15 protein-coding genes are annotated in these 17,030 nt (G+C 71.9%); 8 read left to right on the top strand and 7 right to left on the bottom strand.

The genetic code is table 11. From position 1 onward, the window contains the following. The 8 genes from AW271_RS21525 to ilvD all read left to right on the top strand — a co-directional run bounded on the left by AW271_RS21525 (position 1) and on the right by ilvD (position 8,526). Positions 1-885: a carbohydrate ABC transporter permease gene (locus tag AW271_RS21525; protein ID WP_062339206.1), complete on the top strand. Its 885-nt coding sequence runs from the start codon at positions 1-3 to the stop codon at positions 883-885. Next, a complete protein-coding gene (locus AW271_RS21520; RefSeq protein ID WP_030452561.1) occupies positions 882-1,685 on the top strand; it encodes a carbohydrate ABC transporter permease in 804 nt (267 codons plus the stop codon). Before AW271_RS21525 ends, AW271_RS21520 begins: the two co-directional genes overlap by 4 nt. Positions 1,686-1,696: 11 nt before the next feature. Next, entirely contained in the window at positions 1,697-2,677 is a 981-nt protein-coding gene (locus AW271_RS21515) for a D-2-hydroxyacid dehydrogenase (RefSeq protein WP_062339205.1), read from the top strand. Further along, positions 2,677-3,447 (top strand): DeoR/GlpR family DNA-binding transcription regulator, encoded by a 771-nt coding sequence (locus AW271_RS39915; protein WP_062339204.1) that lies wholly within the window; start codon positions 2,677-2,679, stop codon positions 3,445-3,447. Before AW271_RS21515 ends, AW271_RS39915 begins: the two co-directional genes overlap by 1 nt. Positions 3,448-3,459: 12 nt before the next feature. Then, positions 3,460-4,812, top strand: a complete 1,353-nt coding sequence (locus AW271_RS21505) for a family 4 glycosyl hydrolase (protein ID WP_062339203.1) — start codon at positions 3,460-3,462, stop codon at positions 4,810-4,812. A 323-nt stretch (positions 4,813-5,135) separates the two neighbouring features. Further along, complete coding sequence (locus AW271_RS21500; RefSeq protein ID WP_062339202.1) at positions 5,136-5,942, top strand: fumarylacetoacetate hydrolase family protein; 807 nt, start codon at positions 5,136-5,138, stop codon at positions 5,940-5,942. Beyond that, complete coding sequence (locus AW271_RS21495) at positions 5,939-6,889, top strand: amidohydrolase family protein (protein ID WP_062339201.1); 951 nt, start codon at positions 5,939-5,941, stop codon at positions 6,887-6,889. The genes AW271_RS21500 and AW271_RS21495 overlap by 4 nt, the downstream gene beginning before the upstream one ends. Then, positions 6,886-8,526 (top strand): dihydroxy-acid dehydratase, encoded by a 1,641-nt coding sequence (gene ilvD, locus AW271_RS21490; protein WP_062339200.1) that lies wholly within the window; start codon positions 6,886-6,888, stop codon positions 8,524-8,526. Before AW271_RS21495 ends, ilvD begins: the two co-directional genes overlap by 4 nt. 50 nt (positions 8,527-8,576) lie before the next feature. Here the strand turns inward: ilvD and AW271_RS21485 are convergent, their stop codons facing one another. The 7 genes from AW271_RS21485 to AW271_RS21455 form a co-directional block, all read right to left on the bottom strand. Further along, positions 8,577-11,729: an FG-GAP-like repeat-containing protein gene (locus AW271_RS21485; protein ID WP_062339199.1), complete on the bottom strand. Its 3,153-nt coding sequence runs from the start codon at positions 11,727-11,729 to the stop codon at positions 8,577-8,579. Between the two features lie 211 nt (positions 11,730-11,940). Beyond that, positions 11,941-12,780, bottom strand: a complete 840-nt coding sequence (locus tag AW271_RS21480; protein ID WP_062339198.1) for an SMP-30/gluconolactonase/LRE family protein — start codon at positions 12,778-12,780, stop codon at positions 11,941-11,943. Positions 12,781-12,788: 8 nt separating this feature from the next. After that, on the bottom strand, positions 12,789-13,721 hold the full coding sequence (locus AW271_RS21475) for a sugar kinase (protein WP_245653150.1): 933 nt from the start codon (positions 13,719-13,721) through the stop codon (positions 12,789-12,791). Beyond that, on the bottom strand, positions 13,718-14,332 hold the full coding sequence (locus AW271_RS21470) for a bifunctional 4-hydroxy-2-oxoglutarate aldolase/2-dehydro-3-deoxy-phosphogluconate aldolase (RefSeq protein ID WP_062339460.1): 615 nt from the start codon (positions 14,330-14,332) through the stop codon (positions 13,718-13,720). Before AW271_RS21470 ends, AW271_RS21475 begins: the two co-directional genes overlap by 4 nt. Next, positions 14,332-15,150: a hypothetical protein gene (locus tag AW271_RS21465; protein ID WP_062339197.1), complete on the bottom strand. Its 819-nt coding sequence runs from the start codon at positions 15,148-15,150 to the stop codon at positions 14,332-14,334. The genes AW271_RS21470 and AW271_RS21465 overlap by 1 nt, the downstream gene beginning before the upstream one ends. Continuing rightward, entirely contained in the window at positions 15,144-16,289 is a 1,146-nt protein-coding gene (dgoD, locus tag AW271_RS21460) for a galactonate dehydratase (protein ID WP_062339196.1), read from the bottom strand. The genes AW271_RS21465 and dgoD overlap by 7 nt, the downstream gene beginning before the upstream one ends. Continuing rightward, positions 16,286-17,014 carry an SDR family NAD(P)-dependent oxidoreductase gene (locus AW271_RS21455; protein ID WP_062339195.1) on the bottom strand — a complete coding sequence of 243 codons (729 nt, stop codon included), beginning with the start codon at positions 17,012-17,014 and terminating at the stop codon, positions 16,286-16,288. Before AW271_RS21455 ends, dgoD begins: the two co-directional genes overlap by 4 nt. Positions 17,015-17,030: the final 16 nt, after the last annotated feature.

The following is a 17,030-nucleotide window of genomic DNA, read 5'->3' as shown; positions in this document are numbered from 1 at the left end:
ATGGCAACGGTCCGGACGCGGCGGGCGCGCGAGGCGCTGACCGGCCTGGCGTTCGCCGCACCGGCGGTGGCCGTCTTCGCGGTCTTCATGTTCTGGCCGCTGATCCAGGTCTTCTGGATCAGCCTCCAGCAGACCCGCGGTTTCGGTCTCGCCAAATGGGTGGGGCTGCAGAACTACCAGGAGATCCTGAGCGACAAGATCTTCTGGACGGCGTTGTGGAACACCGCCCTCTACACCGCGATCTCGGTGCCGCTGTGCCTGGTCGCGGGCCTGGCGGCGGCGCTGCTGCTCAACAGGCGCATGCCCGCCCGGGGGCTGATCCGGGCGATCTACTACCTGCCCGCGGTCATCTCCGGCGTGAGCAGCGCGCTCATCGGCGCGTGGTTGTTCAACGAGGACATCGGCCTGGTCAACCGCATCCTCGACGTCGTCGGGCTCGGCCCGGTGCCGTGGCAGTCGGAGGGCGTGCCGGCGTTGTTGTCGCTGGTGGCCATCAGCCTGTGGATCGGCCTCGGCTTCAACATGGTCGTCTACCTCGCCGCCCTCCAGGGCATCCCGCGCGAGGTGTTCGAGGCGGCCCGCTGCGACGGTGCCTCCCGCTGGGCGACGCTGCGCCGCATCACGATCCCGCAACTCGGCCCGACCACGTTCTTCCTGATCGTGATCGGCATCATCAACAGCTTCCAGGTCTTCGACATCGTGTACGTCATGACCGGCGGCGGCCCCGGCAACTCGACCACCATGCTCGTCACCTACGCCTACTCCGCCGGGTTCGAGCAGCGGCAGCAGGGTTACGCCTCGGCCATCGGCGTCGTGCTCTACCTCATCGTCCTGGTCATGACGATCGTCCAGTGGCGTGTGAACAAGCGGAGGGACGTCGCATGACGCGCTATCGCCTGGCCTTCGCGATCACCGGGGCGGTCGCGATGTTGTTCCCGGTCTACTGGATGGTCGTCACCGCGATCTCGTCGTCGGCCGACATGCGCGGCCCCGGGCTGCACCTGTGGCCGACGAGCGTGCGGTGGGAGAACCTGACCGACCCGCTGAGCAAGTTCCCCTACGGCATGTGGGCGGTGAACTCGGTCTTCATCGCGGTCGTGGCCGTCGTGCTGACCGTGGTCATCAACCTGATGGCCGGCTACGCCTTCGCCAAGCTGCGCTTCCCCGGCCGGAACGTGCTGTTCATCCTCATCATCAGCACGCTGATGGTGCCGGTGCAGGTCGTGATGGTGCCGCAGTTCCACCTGGTGGTGGACTTCGGGCTGATCGGCAGCGACTGGGGCGTCATCGTGCCCCGGCTGGCCGAGGCGTTCGGGTTGTTCATGGCCCGGCAGTTCATGATGGCGATCCCCGACGAGCTGATCGAGGCCGCGCAGTGCGACGGGTCGAGCCAGTGGCGCATCTTCCGCACGGTGGTGCTGCCGCTGTGCCGTCCGCTGATCGCGGTGCTGGTGATCTTCACGTTCATGTGGCGGTGGAACGAGTTCGCCTGGCCGCTCATCGTGCTGAAGGACCCGGAGAGCTACACCCTCCAGGTCGGCCTGCTGTTCCTGAAGAACCAGTACGGCCAGGACTACGGCTCGCTGATGGCGATGTCACTGCTGTCGATGATCCCGATGATCATCGTATTCGCCCTGTTCCAGCGGCACTTCGTCGAAGGCATGGCCCGATCGGGCATCAAGTGAGGACGACCCCGATGATCAACGTGCTGGTGACCCTCGACTTCGACGACGACTGGCTGGCGGCCGTGACGGTGCCCGGCGTCCGGGTGCGCAAGCACCTGGCGCGCGGCGCCGAGGAGATCCCGGCCGCCCTGCTGGCCGAGACCGACGTGCTCTACACCAACACCGCCTTCCCCCGGCGCGGCGCCGCGCCGAGGTTGCGCTGGGTGCAGCTCGACACCAGCGGCTGCGACCATGTGAAGGGCACCGACCTGTGGGACAGCGAGGTCGACGTCACCACCATCGGCGGCGTCTCCCCCAAGCCGCTGGCCGAGTGGGTGCTGATGATGATCCTCGCCCACGCCCACCACCTGCCCCACATCATCGGCCTCGGCCACTGGCCCGACCTCGACTACCGGTGGAACCGGCTGATGCCGCGCATGGTCCCCGGCTCGACCGTGGGCATCGTCGGCTACGGCCGGATCGGCCAGGAGATCGGCCGCCTCGCGCACGCCTTCGGCATGAACGTCATCGGCATGCGCCGGGGCGGGGTCCGGGCCGGCGAACGTTTCAGCGAGGTCGCCGACGAGACCCCCGCCGAGGTCGTCGGGCCCGACGGCCTGCCCGGCCTGCTGGCCCGCTCCGACTACCTGGTGCTGACCGTCCCGCACACCGACGAGACCCACCATCTCCTGGACGCCGACGCGTTCGCGCAGCTCAAACCGGGCGCCGTGGTCATCAACGGGGCGCGGGGCGGGGTCGTCGACGAGGACGCGCTGCTGGCCGCCCTCAGAAGCGGACAGGTCGGCTATCTCGTCTCCGACGTGTTCGCCGAGGAACCGCTGCCGGAAAACAGTCCTTTCTGGTCGGAAAGCAATGTCCTGATCACTCCGCACGTGGCAGGATTCGCGCCCGGCTACCACGATCATGTCCGCGTTCTGTTCACCGAGAATCTGCGGCGGCTGGTCGAGGGCCGCCCCCTGCTGAATCTTGTGGACAGAAAGGCCGGCTACTGATGCTGAGCGAGAGGCGCCGGAGCGAACTGCTCTCCCACGTGCGCAGCCGAGGGTCGGTGAGCGTGGACGACCTCGCGGCGCTGCTGAACGTGAGCGTCTCCACGGTGCGCCGCGACCTCGACGAGATGGACGAACGCGGCCTGCTGCGCCGGGTCCACGGCGGCGCGGTCGCCGTCGACGGCGGCCCCGAGGTCGCCGAGACGCCGATGATCGAACGCTCCATCCGCAACCTCGACGAGAAACGCCGCATCGCCGCCGCGGCGGCCCAGATGGTCACCCCCGGCAGCGCGGTGCTGCTGACCGGCGGCTCGACGACGGCCCAGATGGTGCCCCATCTCGTCGCGGTGCCCGACGTCACCGTGGTGACCAACTCGGTCGCCATCGCGTACGCCATCGGCATCGCCTCGGAGACCACGCAGGTGCTCGTGCTGGGCGGCCTGATGCGCAACGCCGAGTTGTCGCTGCTCGGCCACCTGACCACGCAGGCCCTCAACGACGTGCACATCGACGTCGGCTTCTTCAGCGCCTACGGCTTCGATCCGGCGTACGGGATGCTCGGCGCGCACCTGGCCGAGGCCGAGACCGACCGCAACATGATCGCGGCGGCCACGCGGCTCGTCGTGCTCGCCGACCACAGCAAGTTCACCCAGCGCAGCGCCGTGCGCATCGCGCCGCTGTCGCGCATCGACACGGTCGTGACCGACACGGCCGCGCCGGTCGAGGCGGTGACCGCGCTCGAAGGCGCGGGCGTCACCGTCCTTTCCACCTGAGATAGGAGCACCATGAAGGTCCTGGTCCTGATCGGAGCAGGTTCGGCCGTCTTCACCCGCGGCCTGCTGGCCGACCTGATCTCGGCCGACGACCTCGGGGCGTGGGAGATCCGCCTCGTGGACGTCAACGAGGAGGCCCTGGCCGTGGCGGCCCGCCTGGCCGGGCTGATGGTCGAGGCCAGGGGCGCGGGCGACCGCATCACCGTGCGCTCCTCGACGGACCGCCGGGAGTTGCTGCCCGGCGCCGACTACGTCGTGACCTGCGTCGGCGTCGGCGGCCGGCCCGCCTGGCAGGCCGACCACGACGTCTGCATCCGGCACGGGATCTACCAGCCGGTCGGCGACTCGGTGATGCCCGGAGGCGTCTCCCGGCTGCTGCGCACCGTGCCGGTCATGGTGGAGATCGCCCATGACGTCAAGGCGCTCGCGCCCGGGGCGTTCTTCTTCAACTACAGCAACCCGATGACCGCCAACGTGTACGCGATGACCCGCTACGCCGGGGTCGAGGTCGTCGGCCTGTGCCACGGCATGCACCACGTGCAGCGCGAACTGGCCGCCTTCGCCGGTCTCCCCTTCGAGGAGACCTCCACCCTGTACGCCGGCATCAACCACCTGACCTTCATCTACGACTTCCGCCACAACGGCGCCGACGCCTGGCCGGGCGTGCGCGAGAAGGTGGCCCGCGAACTGGCCGTCGCGCCCGAGCCGCAGGACATCGGCTCCATCTGGGAGAACGGCAAGGCCTGGCACAACCCGTTCTCCTGGGAGATCTTCCAGCGGTACGGCGCCTACCCGGCCGCCAACGACCGCCACGTGCTGGAGTTCTTCCCCGAGCGCTGGGCCGGCGGCTCCTACTACGGCAAGACCCTCGGCGTGGACGCCTTCTCCGTGCCGGAGATCCTGGAGTGGGGCGAGAACCGCTACCAGGGCATGCGCGCCCAGGCCCTCGGGGAGGCCCCGCTCGACGAGACCGTCTTCGACCGCTCGACGGGCGAACAGGAACAACTGATCGCCATCATCCGCTCGATCGAACTCGACCAGCGCGCGATGTTCTCGGTCAACGTGCCGAACCGGGGCGCGGTCCCCGGCCTGCCCGACGACGCCGCGCTGGAGATCCCCGGCGTGGCGACGGCGCGGGGCCTGCGCCCGGTGTCGGTGCCGGACCTGTCGGCCCCCCTGACCGCGATCCTCGCGCGCCGCCTGACCTCGGTCTACCTGGCGGTGGAGGCGGCCATGACCGGCTCCCGCGACCTGGCGGTAGAGGCGATGATCGCCGACGGCGCGGTCACCGACCCGTCAGCCGCCGCCGAACTCACCGACGCCTTGATCGCCGAACAGAAACGTTTCCTCCCCGCCTTCGCCTGAGCCCCGTGACCAAGGATCGCTGAGCGCGCCGCGGGAGCAGCAGGCCGGAACACCTCGCGTGAGCACCTCTCCGAACACCTCGTCTGGGCACGTTGCCCGAGCACCTCTCGGGACACGGCACCCGACCACACCGCCTCAGCACCTCGCCCCGGCACCTCGCCGGGCCCCGTCACCCGACCGCGCCGCCTCAGCACACCGCCCACGTGTTGCCCGAGCCCGTCCCCTGAGCAATCCCCTTTCGGCGGCTCTTATCGCCGTCGTTTAGGCACCCTCAGCTTCCTGTTTGCCCGTTTTATCCCGTTATTTCGGGATTGGAGTTTTTTATGCGCATCGCCCGCTACCGCACGCCCGACGGCCGGGTCTTCGCCGGGCTCGTCGACGGGGACGTCGTCGCCCCCGTGGCCGAGGAGTCCACGGCCTACATGGCCGACGCCGTCCGTGATCTGATCGCCTCCGGGGGGCCGTTCACGCCGAACGGACCGGCCCTTCCGCTGGCCGGGGTGGAGTTGCTCAGCCCGGTCGCCCACCCGGAGAAGATCATCTGTATCGGCCTCAACTACGCCGACCACATCCGGGAGACCGGGCTCGACACCCCCTCTTCGGTGCTGGCCTTCGTGAAGACCGCCCACACGCTGACCGGCCCCCACGCCGACGTCGTCGTGCCGGAAGGGAGCACGGGGCAGCTCGACTGGGAAGCCGAGCTCGCCGTCGTCATCGGGCCCGACGGGGTCTTCGGCTACACCGTCGCCGACGACGTGTCCGCCCGCGACGCGCAGTTCGCCGACGGGCAGTGGTTCCGGGGCAAGAACTTCGACGGGTTCTGCCCGCTCGGGCCGTGGATCGTCACCGCCGACGAGATCGCCGACCCCCACGATCTGGCCATCTCGGCCCGGGTCAACGGGGAGGTCGTCCAGGACAGCCGCACCAGCGAGATGATCTTCCAGATCCCGCAGATCATCGCCTACCTGTCGGCGTACCTGACCCTGAACCCGGGCGACGTCATCGCCACCGGCACCCCGCACGGCGTCGGCATGGGCCGCACCCCGCAGTTGTGGCTGACGGACGGCGACGTGGTCGAGTGCGAGGTCGAGGGCGTCGGACTGCTGCGGAACACGGTGCGATTCAAGTGATCATCGACTTCCACTGCCACTTCCCCGGCGACGAACCCACCCAGGACCGCCTCGACACCGAATACGAGCACGTCTGCGGCCCCGCCAAGCTGGAGGTGCTCCGGGAGAACTCCGCCCGGTACGCCGAACGGGTCCGCAGGGCGCGCAGCCTGCCGCCGACGGCGCCCGAGACGCGCACGACCGAAGACCTGGCCGCCGCCTGGCGCGCCGAGGCCGACGACTTCGGCCTGGAGCGGGTGGTCTTCATGTCCGGCGGCGGCAACGACCGCCTGGCCTCGGTCGTCGCCGCCCACCCCGACCGCTTCGTGGGCTTCGCCAACCACCAGCCCTGCTCGCCGGGGGCCGCCGCCGAACTGCGCCGGGCCGTGGAGATCGGGCTGCGCGGCTACAAGGTCATCGCGCCCTGGGTGACGGTGCCGCTGGCCGACCGGTCGCTCTGGCCGGTGTGGGAGGTCGTCGAGGAGCACGCGCTGCCCGTCGTGCTGCACTTCGGGCCGGTCAACGGCGGCGGCGGGCTCGGCTGGGCCCCCAACATGGACCCGCTGGCCCTGCACGACGTCGCCAAGGCCTTCCCCACCGTGAATTTCGTGGTCGCCCACTTCGGCTGCGGTTACCCGGCCGAACTGCTGCGCCTGGGCTGGTCGAACGCCAACGTCCACGTCGACAGCTCCAGCAACCACGAGTGGACCCGCTGGGTGCCCTACGACCTCGACCAGAAGGCCCTGTTCCGGAAGTTCGTCGAGACCTTCGGCCCCGAGCGCATCCTGTTCGGCACCGACTCGTGCGACTTCCCGTGGGGATACATCAGGAAGTACGCGGAAGAGCAGGTCAGGATCGTCGACGAACTCAACCTGTCGGCCCGCGACCGGGAACTGATCTTCGCGGGCAACGCCACGCGGCTGCTGAGCCTCGGCCTGCCCGTCGCCACCACCAGGGAGACCGCATGAGCATCGCGACCGACCCCGACCGCGCCCCGGCGCGCTCGCACCTCTACGCGATGGGCTGGACCGACGAGGACATGCGCCGCCCCACGGTCGGCATCGCCTCCACGTGGACCGGCACCATGCCGTGCAACCTCACCCACCGCGAACTGGCCGCCCACGTCGCCGAAGGGGTGCGCCGGGCGGGCGGCACCCCGATGGAGTTCAACACCATCGCGGTCTCCGACAACCTCACGATGGGCACCCCCGGCATGCGCGCCTCGCTGGTCAGCCGCGAGGTCATCGCCGACTCGATCGAGCTGATGGGCCGCGCCCACCAGTTCGACGCGATCGTGGCGATCGTCGGCTGCGACAAGACCGCGCCCGCCGCGATCATGGCCCTGAGCCGCCTCGACGTGCCGTCGGTGATCCTCTACAGCGGCAGCATGATGCCCGGCCGCTGGCGCGACCGCGACGTGACGATCCAGGACATGTGGGAGGCCCTCGGCGAACGCAGCGTCGGCAAGCTCACCCAGGACGACGTCGACGACCTGGCCCGGCACGCCTGCCCGGGAGCCGGCACCTGCGCCGCGCAGTACACGGCGAACACGATGGGCGCCATCTGCGACTTCCTCGGCCTGTCGCCCTTCGGCGTGAGCGACATCCCGGCCGTGGCCCCGTCGAAGAACGAGGCCGCGACCCGGATCGGCGAGATCGTCATGGACGCGCTGGCCCGCGACGCCCGCCCGTCCCGGGTGATCACCGAGGCGTCGCTGCACAACGCGATCGTCTCGGTCGCCGCGATGGGCGGCTCGACCAACTCGGTCCTGCACCTGCTCGCCATCGCCCGCGAGGCCGGGATCCCGCTGGAGATCGACGACGTCGACCGCATCTGCCACCAGATCCCGATCGTCGCCGGCGTGAAGCCGGCCGGTCCCCACACCGCCGCCGACCTGTGGCGCGCGGGCGGCACGTCCCTGGTCGTCCGCCGCCTGCTGGACGCGGGCCTGCTCCGCGAGGACGTCATCCTGGTCGACGGCCGCACCCTCGCCGACGTGGCCGAACAGGCCGAGGAGGCCCCGGGCCAGCGGGTCGTGAAGACGGTGGCCGACCCGGTGAAGGGCCCGGGGGCGCTGGCCGTCCTGCGCGGCTCGCTGGCCCCGGACGGCTGCGTGCTGAAGCTGGGCGGCAGGCCCGACTTCGTGTTCACCGGCCCGGCCCGGGTGTTCGACGGCGAGGAGGCCTGCTTCGCGGCCATCCAGGAACGCCGCATCGTGGACGGCGACGTGGTCATCGTCCGGTACGAAGGCCCGGCGGGCGGCCCGGGCATGCGCGAGATGCTCTCGATCACCGGAGCGCTGGTGGGTCAGGGCGTGGACGTCGCCCTGGTGACCGACGGGCGATTCTCCGGCGTCTCCCACGGCCTGGTCATCGGGCACGTGGCCCCGGAGGCGTATCGGGGCGGCCCGCTGGCGCTCGTCCAGGACGGGGACGTCGTCGTGATCGACTCGGCGGCGCGGGTCCTGGACCTGCGCGTGGACGCGGCCGAACTGGAGGCCCGCGCCCAGGCGTGGACCCGGCCGGAGCGGCCGGTCGAGCGGGGGGTGCTGGCGAAGTACGTGGCGACCGTGGGCTCGGCCTCGGACGGCGCGGTCACGATCTGAGCCCGGACGGCTCCGCCGGAAGGCTTCCGGCGGAGCCGTCGCCGGTCAGGTCACCAGCATCGGTTGGCGACGCAGAGCGGCAGGCCGTCCGGAGGGGGCGGCTGAGGGTCGTCGGCCATGGGGTTGGTCGGTCCGGTCGAACCGTCCGGACCGTTGTTGAACCAGGCCTTCACCCCGCCCAGGCTGTCGTGGGCGAGATAGTCGGCCCTGCGGTCACTGTTGATCTCGGCCAGGGTGACGTTCGCGCGGGCCACGCCGACACCCGAGGCGATCTCGCCGACGGCCGTCCAGGCCGAGCCGGATCCGCCCCGGTTGTTGATCCAGGCGCGGATCTGGCCGCCGTCGCCAAAGACCAGGTAGTCGTCGCGGCGGTCACCGTTGACGTCGGCGAAGGTCACCGTGAGACCCGATGCGCCGACCCCGGAGGCGATCTCGCCCTGGCTGACCCAGGTGACGCCGGTGGCGTCGCCGGTGTTGCGCCACATCCGGACCCTGCCCGCGTCGTCGACCACGAGGTAGTCGTCGCGGTTGTCGCCGTCGACGTCCGCGAACCTGATCTGGCCGCGGGGGGCGGAGCCCGAGGCGAGCCGGCCCCTGCTGGTCCAGGCGATCGCGTCACCGGTGCCGGTGTTGAACCAGGCGTTGACCTGGCCCTGGTCACCGACCACCAGGTAGTCGTCGCGGTTGTCGCCGTTCAGGTCGGCGAAGCGGATGTGGTCCCGCGGGCCCGATCCGGAGGCGACGTCGCCCCGGTAGTTCCAGCCGACCCCGTCGCCCTCCCGGACGTTCAGCCAGGCCTGCACCCGGCCGTTGTCCTTGACCAGGAGGTAGTCGTCACGCCCGTCGCCGTTGAGGTCGGCGAAGCGGACCTCCTGGCGGGGCGCGTCGGTGGAGGCGATCTGTCCCTGGTAGTCCCACGGGTCGGGACGGCCCCAGCGGTCGTTCAGCCAGGCGGCGACCTCACCGGCGTCGTCGACGGTCAGGAAGTCGTCGCGGCCGTTTCCGTCGATGTCGGCCATGAGCAGTCCCGCGGGACCGACGCCCGCGCCGCCGACGACGGCGCCCTGGTAGATCCACGGCCGGGCGCCACCGACGTTGTTCAGCCACGCCCGGACGTACCCCGAGGCGTCGAACACCGAATAGTCGTCGTCGCCGTCACCGTCGAGGTCGTGGAAGCGCACCTGGCTGCCACTGGCGCCGACCCCCGACGCGATCTCGCCCCGTGACGTCCACGCCCCACCGGCGGCGGTGTAGCCGTTCAGCCAGGCGCGCACCCTGCCCTGCCCGTCGACGACGAGGTAGTCGTCGCGGCCGTCGACGTCGACGTCGGCGAACCGCACCTGGTCGCGGGTCGCGCCGACCCCGGTGGCGACCACGCCCTTGGACGCCCAGCTCACCGCGTTGCCGGTGCCGACGTTCAGCCACGCCGACACCTCGCCGCCGTCACCGACGGACAGGTAGTCGTCGCGCCCGTTGCCGTCGATGTCGGCGAACCTGACCCGGTCACGCGACGCGGCGCCCGAGGCGACCTCGCCGGCGTAGTGCCAGCCGCCGCCCTGCCCCGCGCGGTCGTTGAGCCAGGCCCTGACCTGGCCCTGGTCGCCGACCAGGAGGTAGTCGTCGCGGCCGTCGCCGTTCAGGTCGGCGAACCGCACCTGCGCCCGGCTCGCACCGGAGACCGAGGCGATCTTTCCGACGTAGTTCCAGCCGGCCGGACCGGAACCGGGGGGAGGCTCCGGCGTCGGATTGCCCGAGGCCGGGGTGCACGGCCGGTTGTCGCCGGGGAGCGCGGGCATGACCAGCCCTTCCTCCATGGCCGCTTTGATCGCGTTGTGGTAGCTGTCCGCCATCTTGCGATAGCCGTTGTTGTTGGGGTGCAGCGTGTCGGTCAGGTCGGCCGTGGTGAGGATGGGTCTGGCCAGCCGGACCCGCTTGCCCTCGGCCCGCCAGGTGGTGACGGCCTGCGGAAGATAGGCGTTGAACAGGTCGATCCGCGAGTTGGTCGCCGGGATCGTCGACGGCACGAGGCTGGAGACGATGATCGTGGTGAGCGGCGCGACGTCGTGGACGTTGTCGATCAGACTGCTGAGGCGGTTGAGCGTCGTACTGTGGTCCTGGCCGTTGGTCAGGTCGTTGGTGCCGATGTGGAGGACGACGACGTTGGGCCGGTAGCGGGCGATGTTGCATTCGGCCGCCAGAGCGTCGATCTGGCTGACCCACCAGCGAGGATGCCCCTCGTGGTCGGTGTCCGGGAGGTGCCCCTGGCCGGAGTCGACCGAGCCGACGAAATCGAGTGAGTCCGTGTCGTCCTGCAACAGGTCCCACAGGCGGGCCCGGTAGCCGACCCCGCCGGGGGTGCCGCCGACGCCGTGGGTGATGGAGTCACCGAGCGGCATGACCCGCAGGGTCGTCCGGATCACCCAGCCGCGCCGGATGGCCTCGTTCCAGAGACCCAGGTTGATGGAGTTGCCCGTGCTGGCGCCCGTCGAGCCGCCGAACATGGAGAACAGGGCCGAGAGCCTGGGCCAGCTCTTGAACCAGTTCGCGGCGTCCCTGAAGAACTTGCCGATCTTCGTGAAGGCCTCACTCCACGTGGTTCCCTTGGAGAACGGTCCGAGCCACGACTCCCAGGCGGCTTGGGCCAGGCCGTTCATCACGGCGGTGATCATCACTCGCTTCCAGTAGTCGTCGTCCACCTTCCCCCCGGCGTCGGCCCACACGATCGCCGCGTTGACCACGTTGCTGAAGACGGTGCTCAGGAAGGCGCAGGCGGGTGCGGAGACGACCGCTCCCACACCCGTGGAGTTGAGGGTCAGCACACATGCCAGCCGGAGGAGGACGCCCGCGGCGAAAGCGAGGGCGGACAGCAGCGCCCGCTGCCACCACCCCAGTTCGCTGGCGCTCACCTCCGACTCGACCGTGAGTGTCAGGCTGGTGGCCGTCATCGTGAGGGTGCCGTCGAAATCAGGCGGATCGAGGACGGCGTCCGGCAGGTCCACCGGGTGCTCCGCGGACATCTCCCTGATCGTGTCGCTGAGCAGGTCGTTACGTCCGTTGATGTCGTTCACCCAGGACGCGACCTCGGCCCGGTCCACCCCCTCGGGAAGCGGGATCTCCAGCGTGACCCGGGTCGTCGCGGCCTGCGCGACGGGTTGGAAGCCGACCTGAAGCAGCAGTGACAGGGTGACCAGCAGAGCCGTCAAAACCCTGCCTCTTCTTCTTAATCGGGTGAACGTCCTGCTCCGGGATACGGGCACGTGGTTTCTCCGTCGTCTTTCGCAAGGCACCCCCGATGGACGCTTGCTCCTAAGCGCGCATACAACCGGGGCACGCGTGCCCTGCGATGTACGGCAGATGAACGGATCAGCAGGAAATCGTGACAGTAAATCGGAAATCCACGATCGGTCGATGCGCCTACCGATCTCGTACGAACGGGGCCGCCGGGCGGCCGGGGGGCATGCCGCCGGCGGCGAAGAGGGCGCCGGCCGGCGGTCCTGAGGTCAGGCCCAGGGCGGCCGAGGTGACGAACAGGCGGCCGTCGGTCAGGCAGACGCTCGTGGGCTGGGGGGTCGGCACGTCGACCACCCGGTCGAGCTTCCCCTCCGGGGTGTAGCGGCGGACCTGGGAGCCGCCCCAGACGGCCGCCCACAGGTGGTCGTCGGCGTCGACGGTCAGGCCGTCGGGGCCGCCCTCGTCGATGGTGGCGAAGACGGAAGGGGCGCCCAGGTCGCCGGTCGACGGGTCGACGTCGTGCCGGTCGATGCGGCCCTCGGCGCTGTCGGCCAGGTACATCGTGCGGCCGTCGGCGGTGAAGGCGGGGCCGTTGGGGATGGTCAGGCCGGTGCGGACGACGGTGACCGCCAGGTCGGGGCCGACCCGGTAGAGGACGCCCGCGCCGGGTGTGGAGTCGTAGGGCATCGCCCCGGCCCACATGCGGCCGGCCGGGTCGCAGACCGCGTCGTTCATCCGGGAGGTCGGCGGCGCGGGACGGCCGAGCCACGTCACCGAGCCGTCGTGCTCGTCGAGCAGGGCGAAGCCCTGGCCCGCGGCGGCCAGCCACACGCCGGGGTGGCCGCGGACGGGGGCGACGGCCCCGAGCGGCACGTCGAGCCGGAACAGTTCCCCGGCCGGGCCCGGCTCGTCGGCCGAGACGGTGAGCAGCCGGCCGGCCAGGATGTCGACGAAGACCAGCCGCCCGTCGACCCAGCGGGCGCCCTCGCCGAGTTCGCAGCCGGCGGCGGACCAGACGTCCATGGTTCTCCTCATCGGATGACGGATCCGGGCAGGGTGTCGAGCAGGGGCAGTTCGGCCCGGGTGGGCAGGCCCTCCCAGTCGCCGGCGGAGGCGACGGCGAACGCGCCGACGGTGACCGCCCGGCCGAGCCGGCCGGTCAGGTCGAGGTCGTCGAGCATCCCCGACAGGTACCCCGCGACGAACGCGTCACCCGCGCCGACCACGTCGGCGACCCGGACCCGCCGGGCCGGGGTGTGCACGGTCTCCGTCGCGGTGTGGCCGGTCGCGCCGTCGGCGCCGCGTTTGACGACGACGTCGCGCACCCCCGCGTCGAGCAGCGCGGCCACCCGGTCGGCCTCCGTGGTCGCGGCGGCGGGGGCGATGAGGTCGAGCTCGTCGTCGGAGGCGATGACGACCGTGAGCGAGGAGGCCAGCGGGCGCAGCGTCGCGGCGGCCGTGGCGCGATCCCACAGGCGGGCGCGGTGGTTGACGTCCAGGCAGACCGGGACGCCGGAGGCGACGGCGGCACGCACCGCCTCGGCCGGGCCTGGGCCGAGAGCCGGGGTGACGCCCGTGACGTGCAGCAACGCGGGCGGCGGGTCGAGCGCGGGCAGCACGTCGGCCGGCGACAGGAACGAGGCCGCCGAGCCCGCCCGGTGGTAAATGACCCGGATGAGTTCGCCGACCCGGCGTTCGAACAGCACCAGGCCGGTGGGGCCCCTGCGGTCGGTGCGGGCGTGCGCCAGGTCGACGCCTTCGGCGCGCAGGGTGCGCAGCACGAGTTCGCCCGTCTCGTCGTCGCCCACCAGCCCGGCCCAGCGCACCGGGTGGCCCAGCCGGGCCAGGCCGATGGCGACGTTCGACTCCGCGCCCGCGACCGACAACCGCATGCCGCCGCCGAGCCGGATCGGGCCGTCGGCCCGCAGGGCGGCCATCGTCTCCCCGAAGGTCACGACGGTCACAGGAGCTCCCTGAACTCGTGGACCCGCGCCTTCAGGGCGTCGAGGTCGCCGCCCGCCGCCGCGTCGCCCACGAGCGGGGAACCGACGCCGACCGCGACCGCCCCGGCCGCCAGGTAGCCGACCGCCTCCGCCGGTCCGACGCCGCCGACCGGGACGAAGGGCACGTCCGGGAAGGGGTCCCGCAGCGCCCGCAGGTGCCGCACCCCGCAGAGCGAGGCGGGGAACAACTTGATCGCGGCGGCCCCGGCGGCGCGGGCGGCGACGACCTCGGTCGGGGTGAGCGCCCCCGCCAGCACCGGCAGCCCCAGTTCGGCCCCGGCCCCGACGGCCTCGCTGACCGCCGGGGTGACCAGGAAGGACGCCCCCGCTTCGGCCGCCCGCCGGGCGTCGTCGGCGGTGACGACGGTGCCCGCGCCGAGATGCGCGCCGGGCCCGAGGGCGGCCCGCGCGTCGCGGATCACCTCCAGGGCCCCGGCGGTGACCAGGGACACCTCGGTCAGCCGCACGCCCTCTTCGGCGAGGGTGAGCACCGTGGTCAGCGCCGCCGCGCGGTCGGGTCCGCGCACGATCGCCAGCAGGCGGTGCTCGGTCAGGTCAGAGAGAAAGGTCATCACCACATCCGTTCCGCCGTCATGACGAGCCGCCACGTCACTTCCCCCGACGCGGGCACTTCCGCCGTGTCGTCCGGGCCGGCCTCCGTCACGTCGAAGACCGTGCCCAGCATGGGTTCGACGCCGATGCTCCGATACGGGGCGCCCTCGGGGAAGCCGCCCAGGTTGCGCCACAACGCGGTGCCCACCGGCACCCCGGGCGGCGCTTCCACGCGCAGGCCCAGCACGTCGGCCCCGTCCTGCACGCGCACCGACGCGCAGCGCAGCACCGCCCCGGCCGCCGAGCCGTCCGGAGGGCCGAGCCGGTCGAGGCCGAGGCCGAACGGGTCGGGCCAGCGGCCCTCCAGGTAGGGCGCGCCGGGGGGCCAGGCCGTGTCGAGCACGGGCGCGGCCTCCGGGTAGACGCGCAGCGGCGTGCCGGGCGGCGCGATCAGCCGGGCCTGCTCGCTGAGGTCGAGCAGGGCGTGCGCCGACCAGACGAAGCGGAATCCCGGGTCGGCCGACAACCGGTAGACGGCCACCACCGCCCCGGCCTCCTCGCCGACCTCGCGGGTCAGCTCGAACCCGTCGCACTTCACCGTCGCGCGGGCGGGGGTGCCGGTCCAGGGGCGGCTCCAGGCGTCGCCGTGGTCGGGCCGGCCCCGGACCGTCGGCACGCACTCCTCCAGGCCGCCGACGTCCACGAACGCCCCGCCGGGGAGAACCAGGTCGCGGGCGGGGTCGGGGCGGGACCACAACCATTCCCGGCCGCCGCCGGACAACGACGTCCAGCGACCGCCCAGGGCGAGGTCGAAGCGGGCCGAGAGCGGGATCACCATTCGGCCACCGCGCCGTCCTCGTGCCGCCAGACGGGGTTGCGCCAGGCGTGGCCGGCCTTGTCGACCCGCCTGACCTCGGCCTCGTCGATCTCCACGCCGAGGCCGGGCCCGAGGGGGCGGGCGACGTACCCGTCGGTGAAGCGGAACACCTCGGGGTCGGTGACGTAGTCGAGCAGGTCGGCCCCCTCGTTGTAGTGGATGCCGATCGACTGCTCCTGGATGAGGAAGTTGGGGGCGGCGAAGGCCACCTGGAGGCTCGCGGCCAGGGCCAGCGGGCCGAGCGGGCAGTGCGGGGCCAGCCGGGCGTCCCACACCTCGGCGAGCGCGGCGATGCGCCGGGTCTCGGAGATGCCGCCCGCGTGCGACAGGTCGGGCTGCACCACGGCGACGCCGGCCTCCAGCACCGGACGGAAGTCCCAGCGCGAGTAGAGCCGCTCCCCGACCGCCACCGGGACGCCCGAGCAGGCCACCACGCCGGGCAGCAGGTGCGGCCGGTCGGGCAGCACGGGCTCCTCGGCGAACATCGGCTGGAACTGCGCGATGAGCGGCAGGATCCGGCGGGCGTCGGCCGCGCCGATCCGGCCGTGGAAGTCGACCGCCAGGTCGCGATCGGGGCCGAGCACCTCGCGGGCCAGCGCGATCCGGTCGACGACGCCCGCCACGGCGGCGGGACCGGCGAGCGCGGGCATGCGTCCAGAGGCGTTGATCTTGACGGCGGTGAAGCCGGCCTCGACGCGGGCGGCGATGCCGTCGGCGAGTTCGCCGGGCTCGTCGCCGCCGGTCCAGGCGTAGACGCGGGCGCGGTCGCGGACGTGCCCGCCGAGCAGGGCGTGCACGGGCACGCCGTAGGTCTTGCCCGCGATGTCCCAGAGCGCCTGGTCGAGCCCGGCCAGGGCGCTGGAGAGCACCGGGCCGCCCCGGTAGAAGCCGCCGGTGGCCATGACCTGCCAGTGGTCCTCGACGCGCAGCGGGTCGCGGCCGGTCAGATACTCGGCCAGCACGTGGACGGCCGCCCGCACCGCCTCGGCCCGTCCCTCGACGACCGGCTCGCCCCAGCCGACCACGCCGGCGTCGGTCTCCACCCGGCAGAACAACCAGCGGGGCGGCACGAGGAAGGTCTCGATCCTGGTGATCTTCACGCCGAGTCCTTCACCGCGGTCCAGCCGCCGTCGACGACCAGCGTGGTCCCGGTGATGTACGAGCTCTCCGCGCTGGCCAGGAAGGTGACGGCGGCGGCCACCTCGTCGGGGCGGCCGAACCGGGCGGCCACGGTGGCGGCGACGCTGCGCCGGCGGTCCTCCTCGCCGACGCCCTCCCAGGCGGCGGTCAGGATCGGGCCGGGCAGCACGGTGTTCACCCGCACCGCCGGGCCGTACTCGACGGCGAGCTGGCGGCCGAGCGAGACCAGGCCGCCCTTGGCGGCGGCGTAGGCCGGGTGGCCGGGCAGGCCCACCACCGCATGCACCGAGGAGGTGAGCACCACGGCTCCCCCGCTCTCCCGCAGCAGGCCGGCGCACGTGTGCACGGCCAGGTAGGCGGCCTTCAGGTTGACCGCGAGCTGGCGGTCCCAGTCGGCCTCGGCCAGTTCGTGGGCGGGCGCGCCGACCGAGGTGCTGGCGTTGCTGTGCAGCACGTCGAGGCGGCCGAACTCCGCGCGGGCGAGATCGGCGACCCGCCGCCAGGTGGCGACGTCGGCCACGTCGCCGGTGACCGGCACCAGGCCCGGCCGGGCGGCCTGCCCGGCCACGTCGACGGCGATCACCTGGGCGTCCTCGGCCAGGAACCGGTCCACCACCGCCGCGCCGATGCCCGACGCCGCCCCGGTCACCACGGCGACCTTCTCCGACAACAATCCGCGTCCCATGCCTTTAGTCAACAAG

This window comes from Herbidospora sakaeratensis (assembly GCF_001570525.1).
Lineage (GTDB): Bacteria > Actinomycetota > Actinomycetes > Streptosporangiales > Streptosporangiaceae > Herbidospora > Herbidospora sakaeratensis.
This window is presented reverse-complemented; position numbering and strand designations above follow the sequence as displayed.

What these genes read in the sequence shown, in the direction of transcription:
- AW271_RS21525 (WP_062339206.1), top strand. Translation starts at nt 1, where the DNA reads ATGGCAACGGTCCGGACGCGGCGGGCGCGCGAGGCGCTGACCGGCCTG.
- AW271_RS21500 (WP_062339202.1), top strand. Translation starts at nt 5,136, where the DNA reads ATGCGCATCGCCCGCTACCGCACGCCCGACGGCCGGGTCTTCGCCGGG.
- AW271_RS21480 (WP_062339198.1), bottom strand. Translation starts at nt 12,780, where the DNA reads ATGGACGTCTGGTCCGCCGCCGGCTGCGAACTCGGCGAGGGCGCCCGC.
- AW271_RS21455 (WP_062339195.1), bottom strand. Translation starts at nt 17,014, where the DNA reads ATGGGACGCGGATTGTTGTCGGAGAAGGTCGCCGTGGTGACCGGGGCG.
- AW271_RS21520 (WP_030452561.1), top strand. Translation starts at nt 882, where the DNA reads ATGACGCGCTATCGCCTGGCCTTCGCGATCACCGGGGCGGTCGCGATG.
- AW271_RS21515 (WP_062339205.1), top strand. Translation starts at nt 1,697, where the DNA reads ATGATCAACGTGCTGGTGACCCTCGACTTCGACGACGACTGGCTGGCG.
- AW271_RS21465 (WP_062339197.1), bottom strand. Translation starts at nt 15,150, where the DNA reads ATGGTGATCCCGCTCTCGGCCCGCTTCGACCTCGCCCTGGGCGGTCGC.
- AW271_RS39915 (WP_062339204.1), top strand. Translation starts at nt 2,677, where the DNA reads ATGCTGAGCGAGAGGCGCCGGAGCGAACTGCTCTCCCACGTGCGCAGC.
- AW271_RS21505 (WP_062339203.1), top strand. Translation starts at nt 3,460, where the DNA reads ATGAAGGTCCTGGTCCTGATCGGAGCAGGTTCGGCCGTCTTCACCCGC.
- ilvD (WP_062339200.1), top strand. Translation starts at nt 6,886, where the DNA reads ATGAGCATCGCGACCGACCCCGACCGCGCCCCGGCGCGCTCGCACCTC.
- AW271_RS21470 (WP_062339460.1), bottom strand. Translation starts at nt 14,332, where the DNA reads ATGACCTTTCTCTCTGACCTGACCGAGCACCGCCTGCTGGCGATCGTG.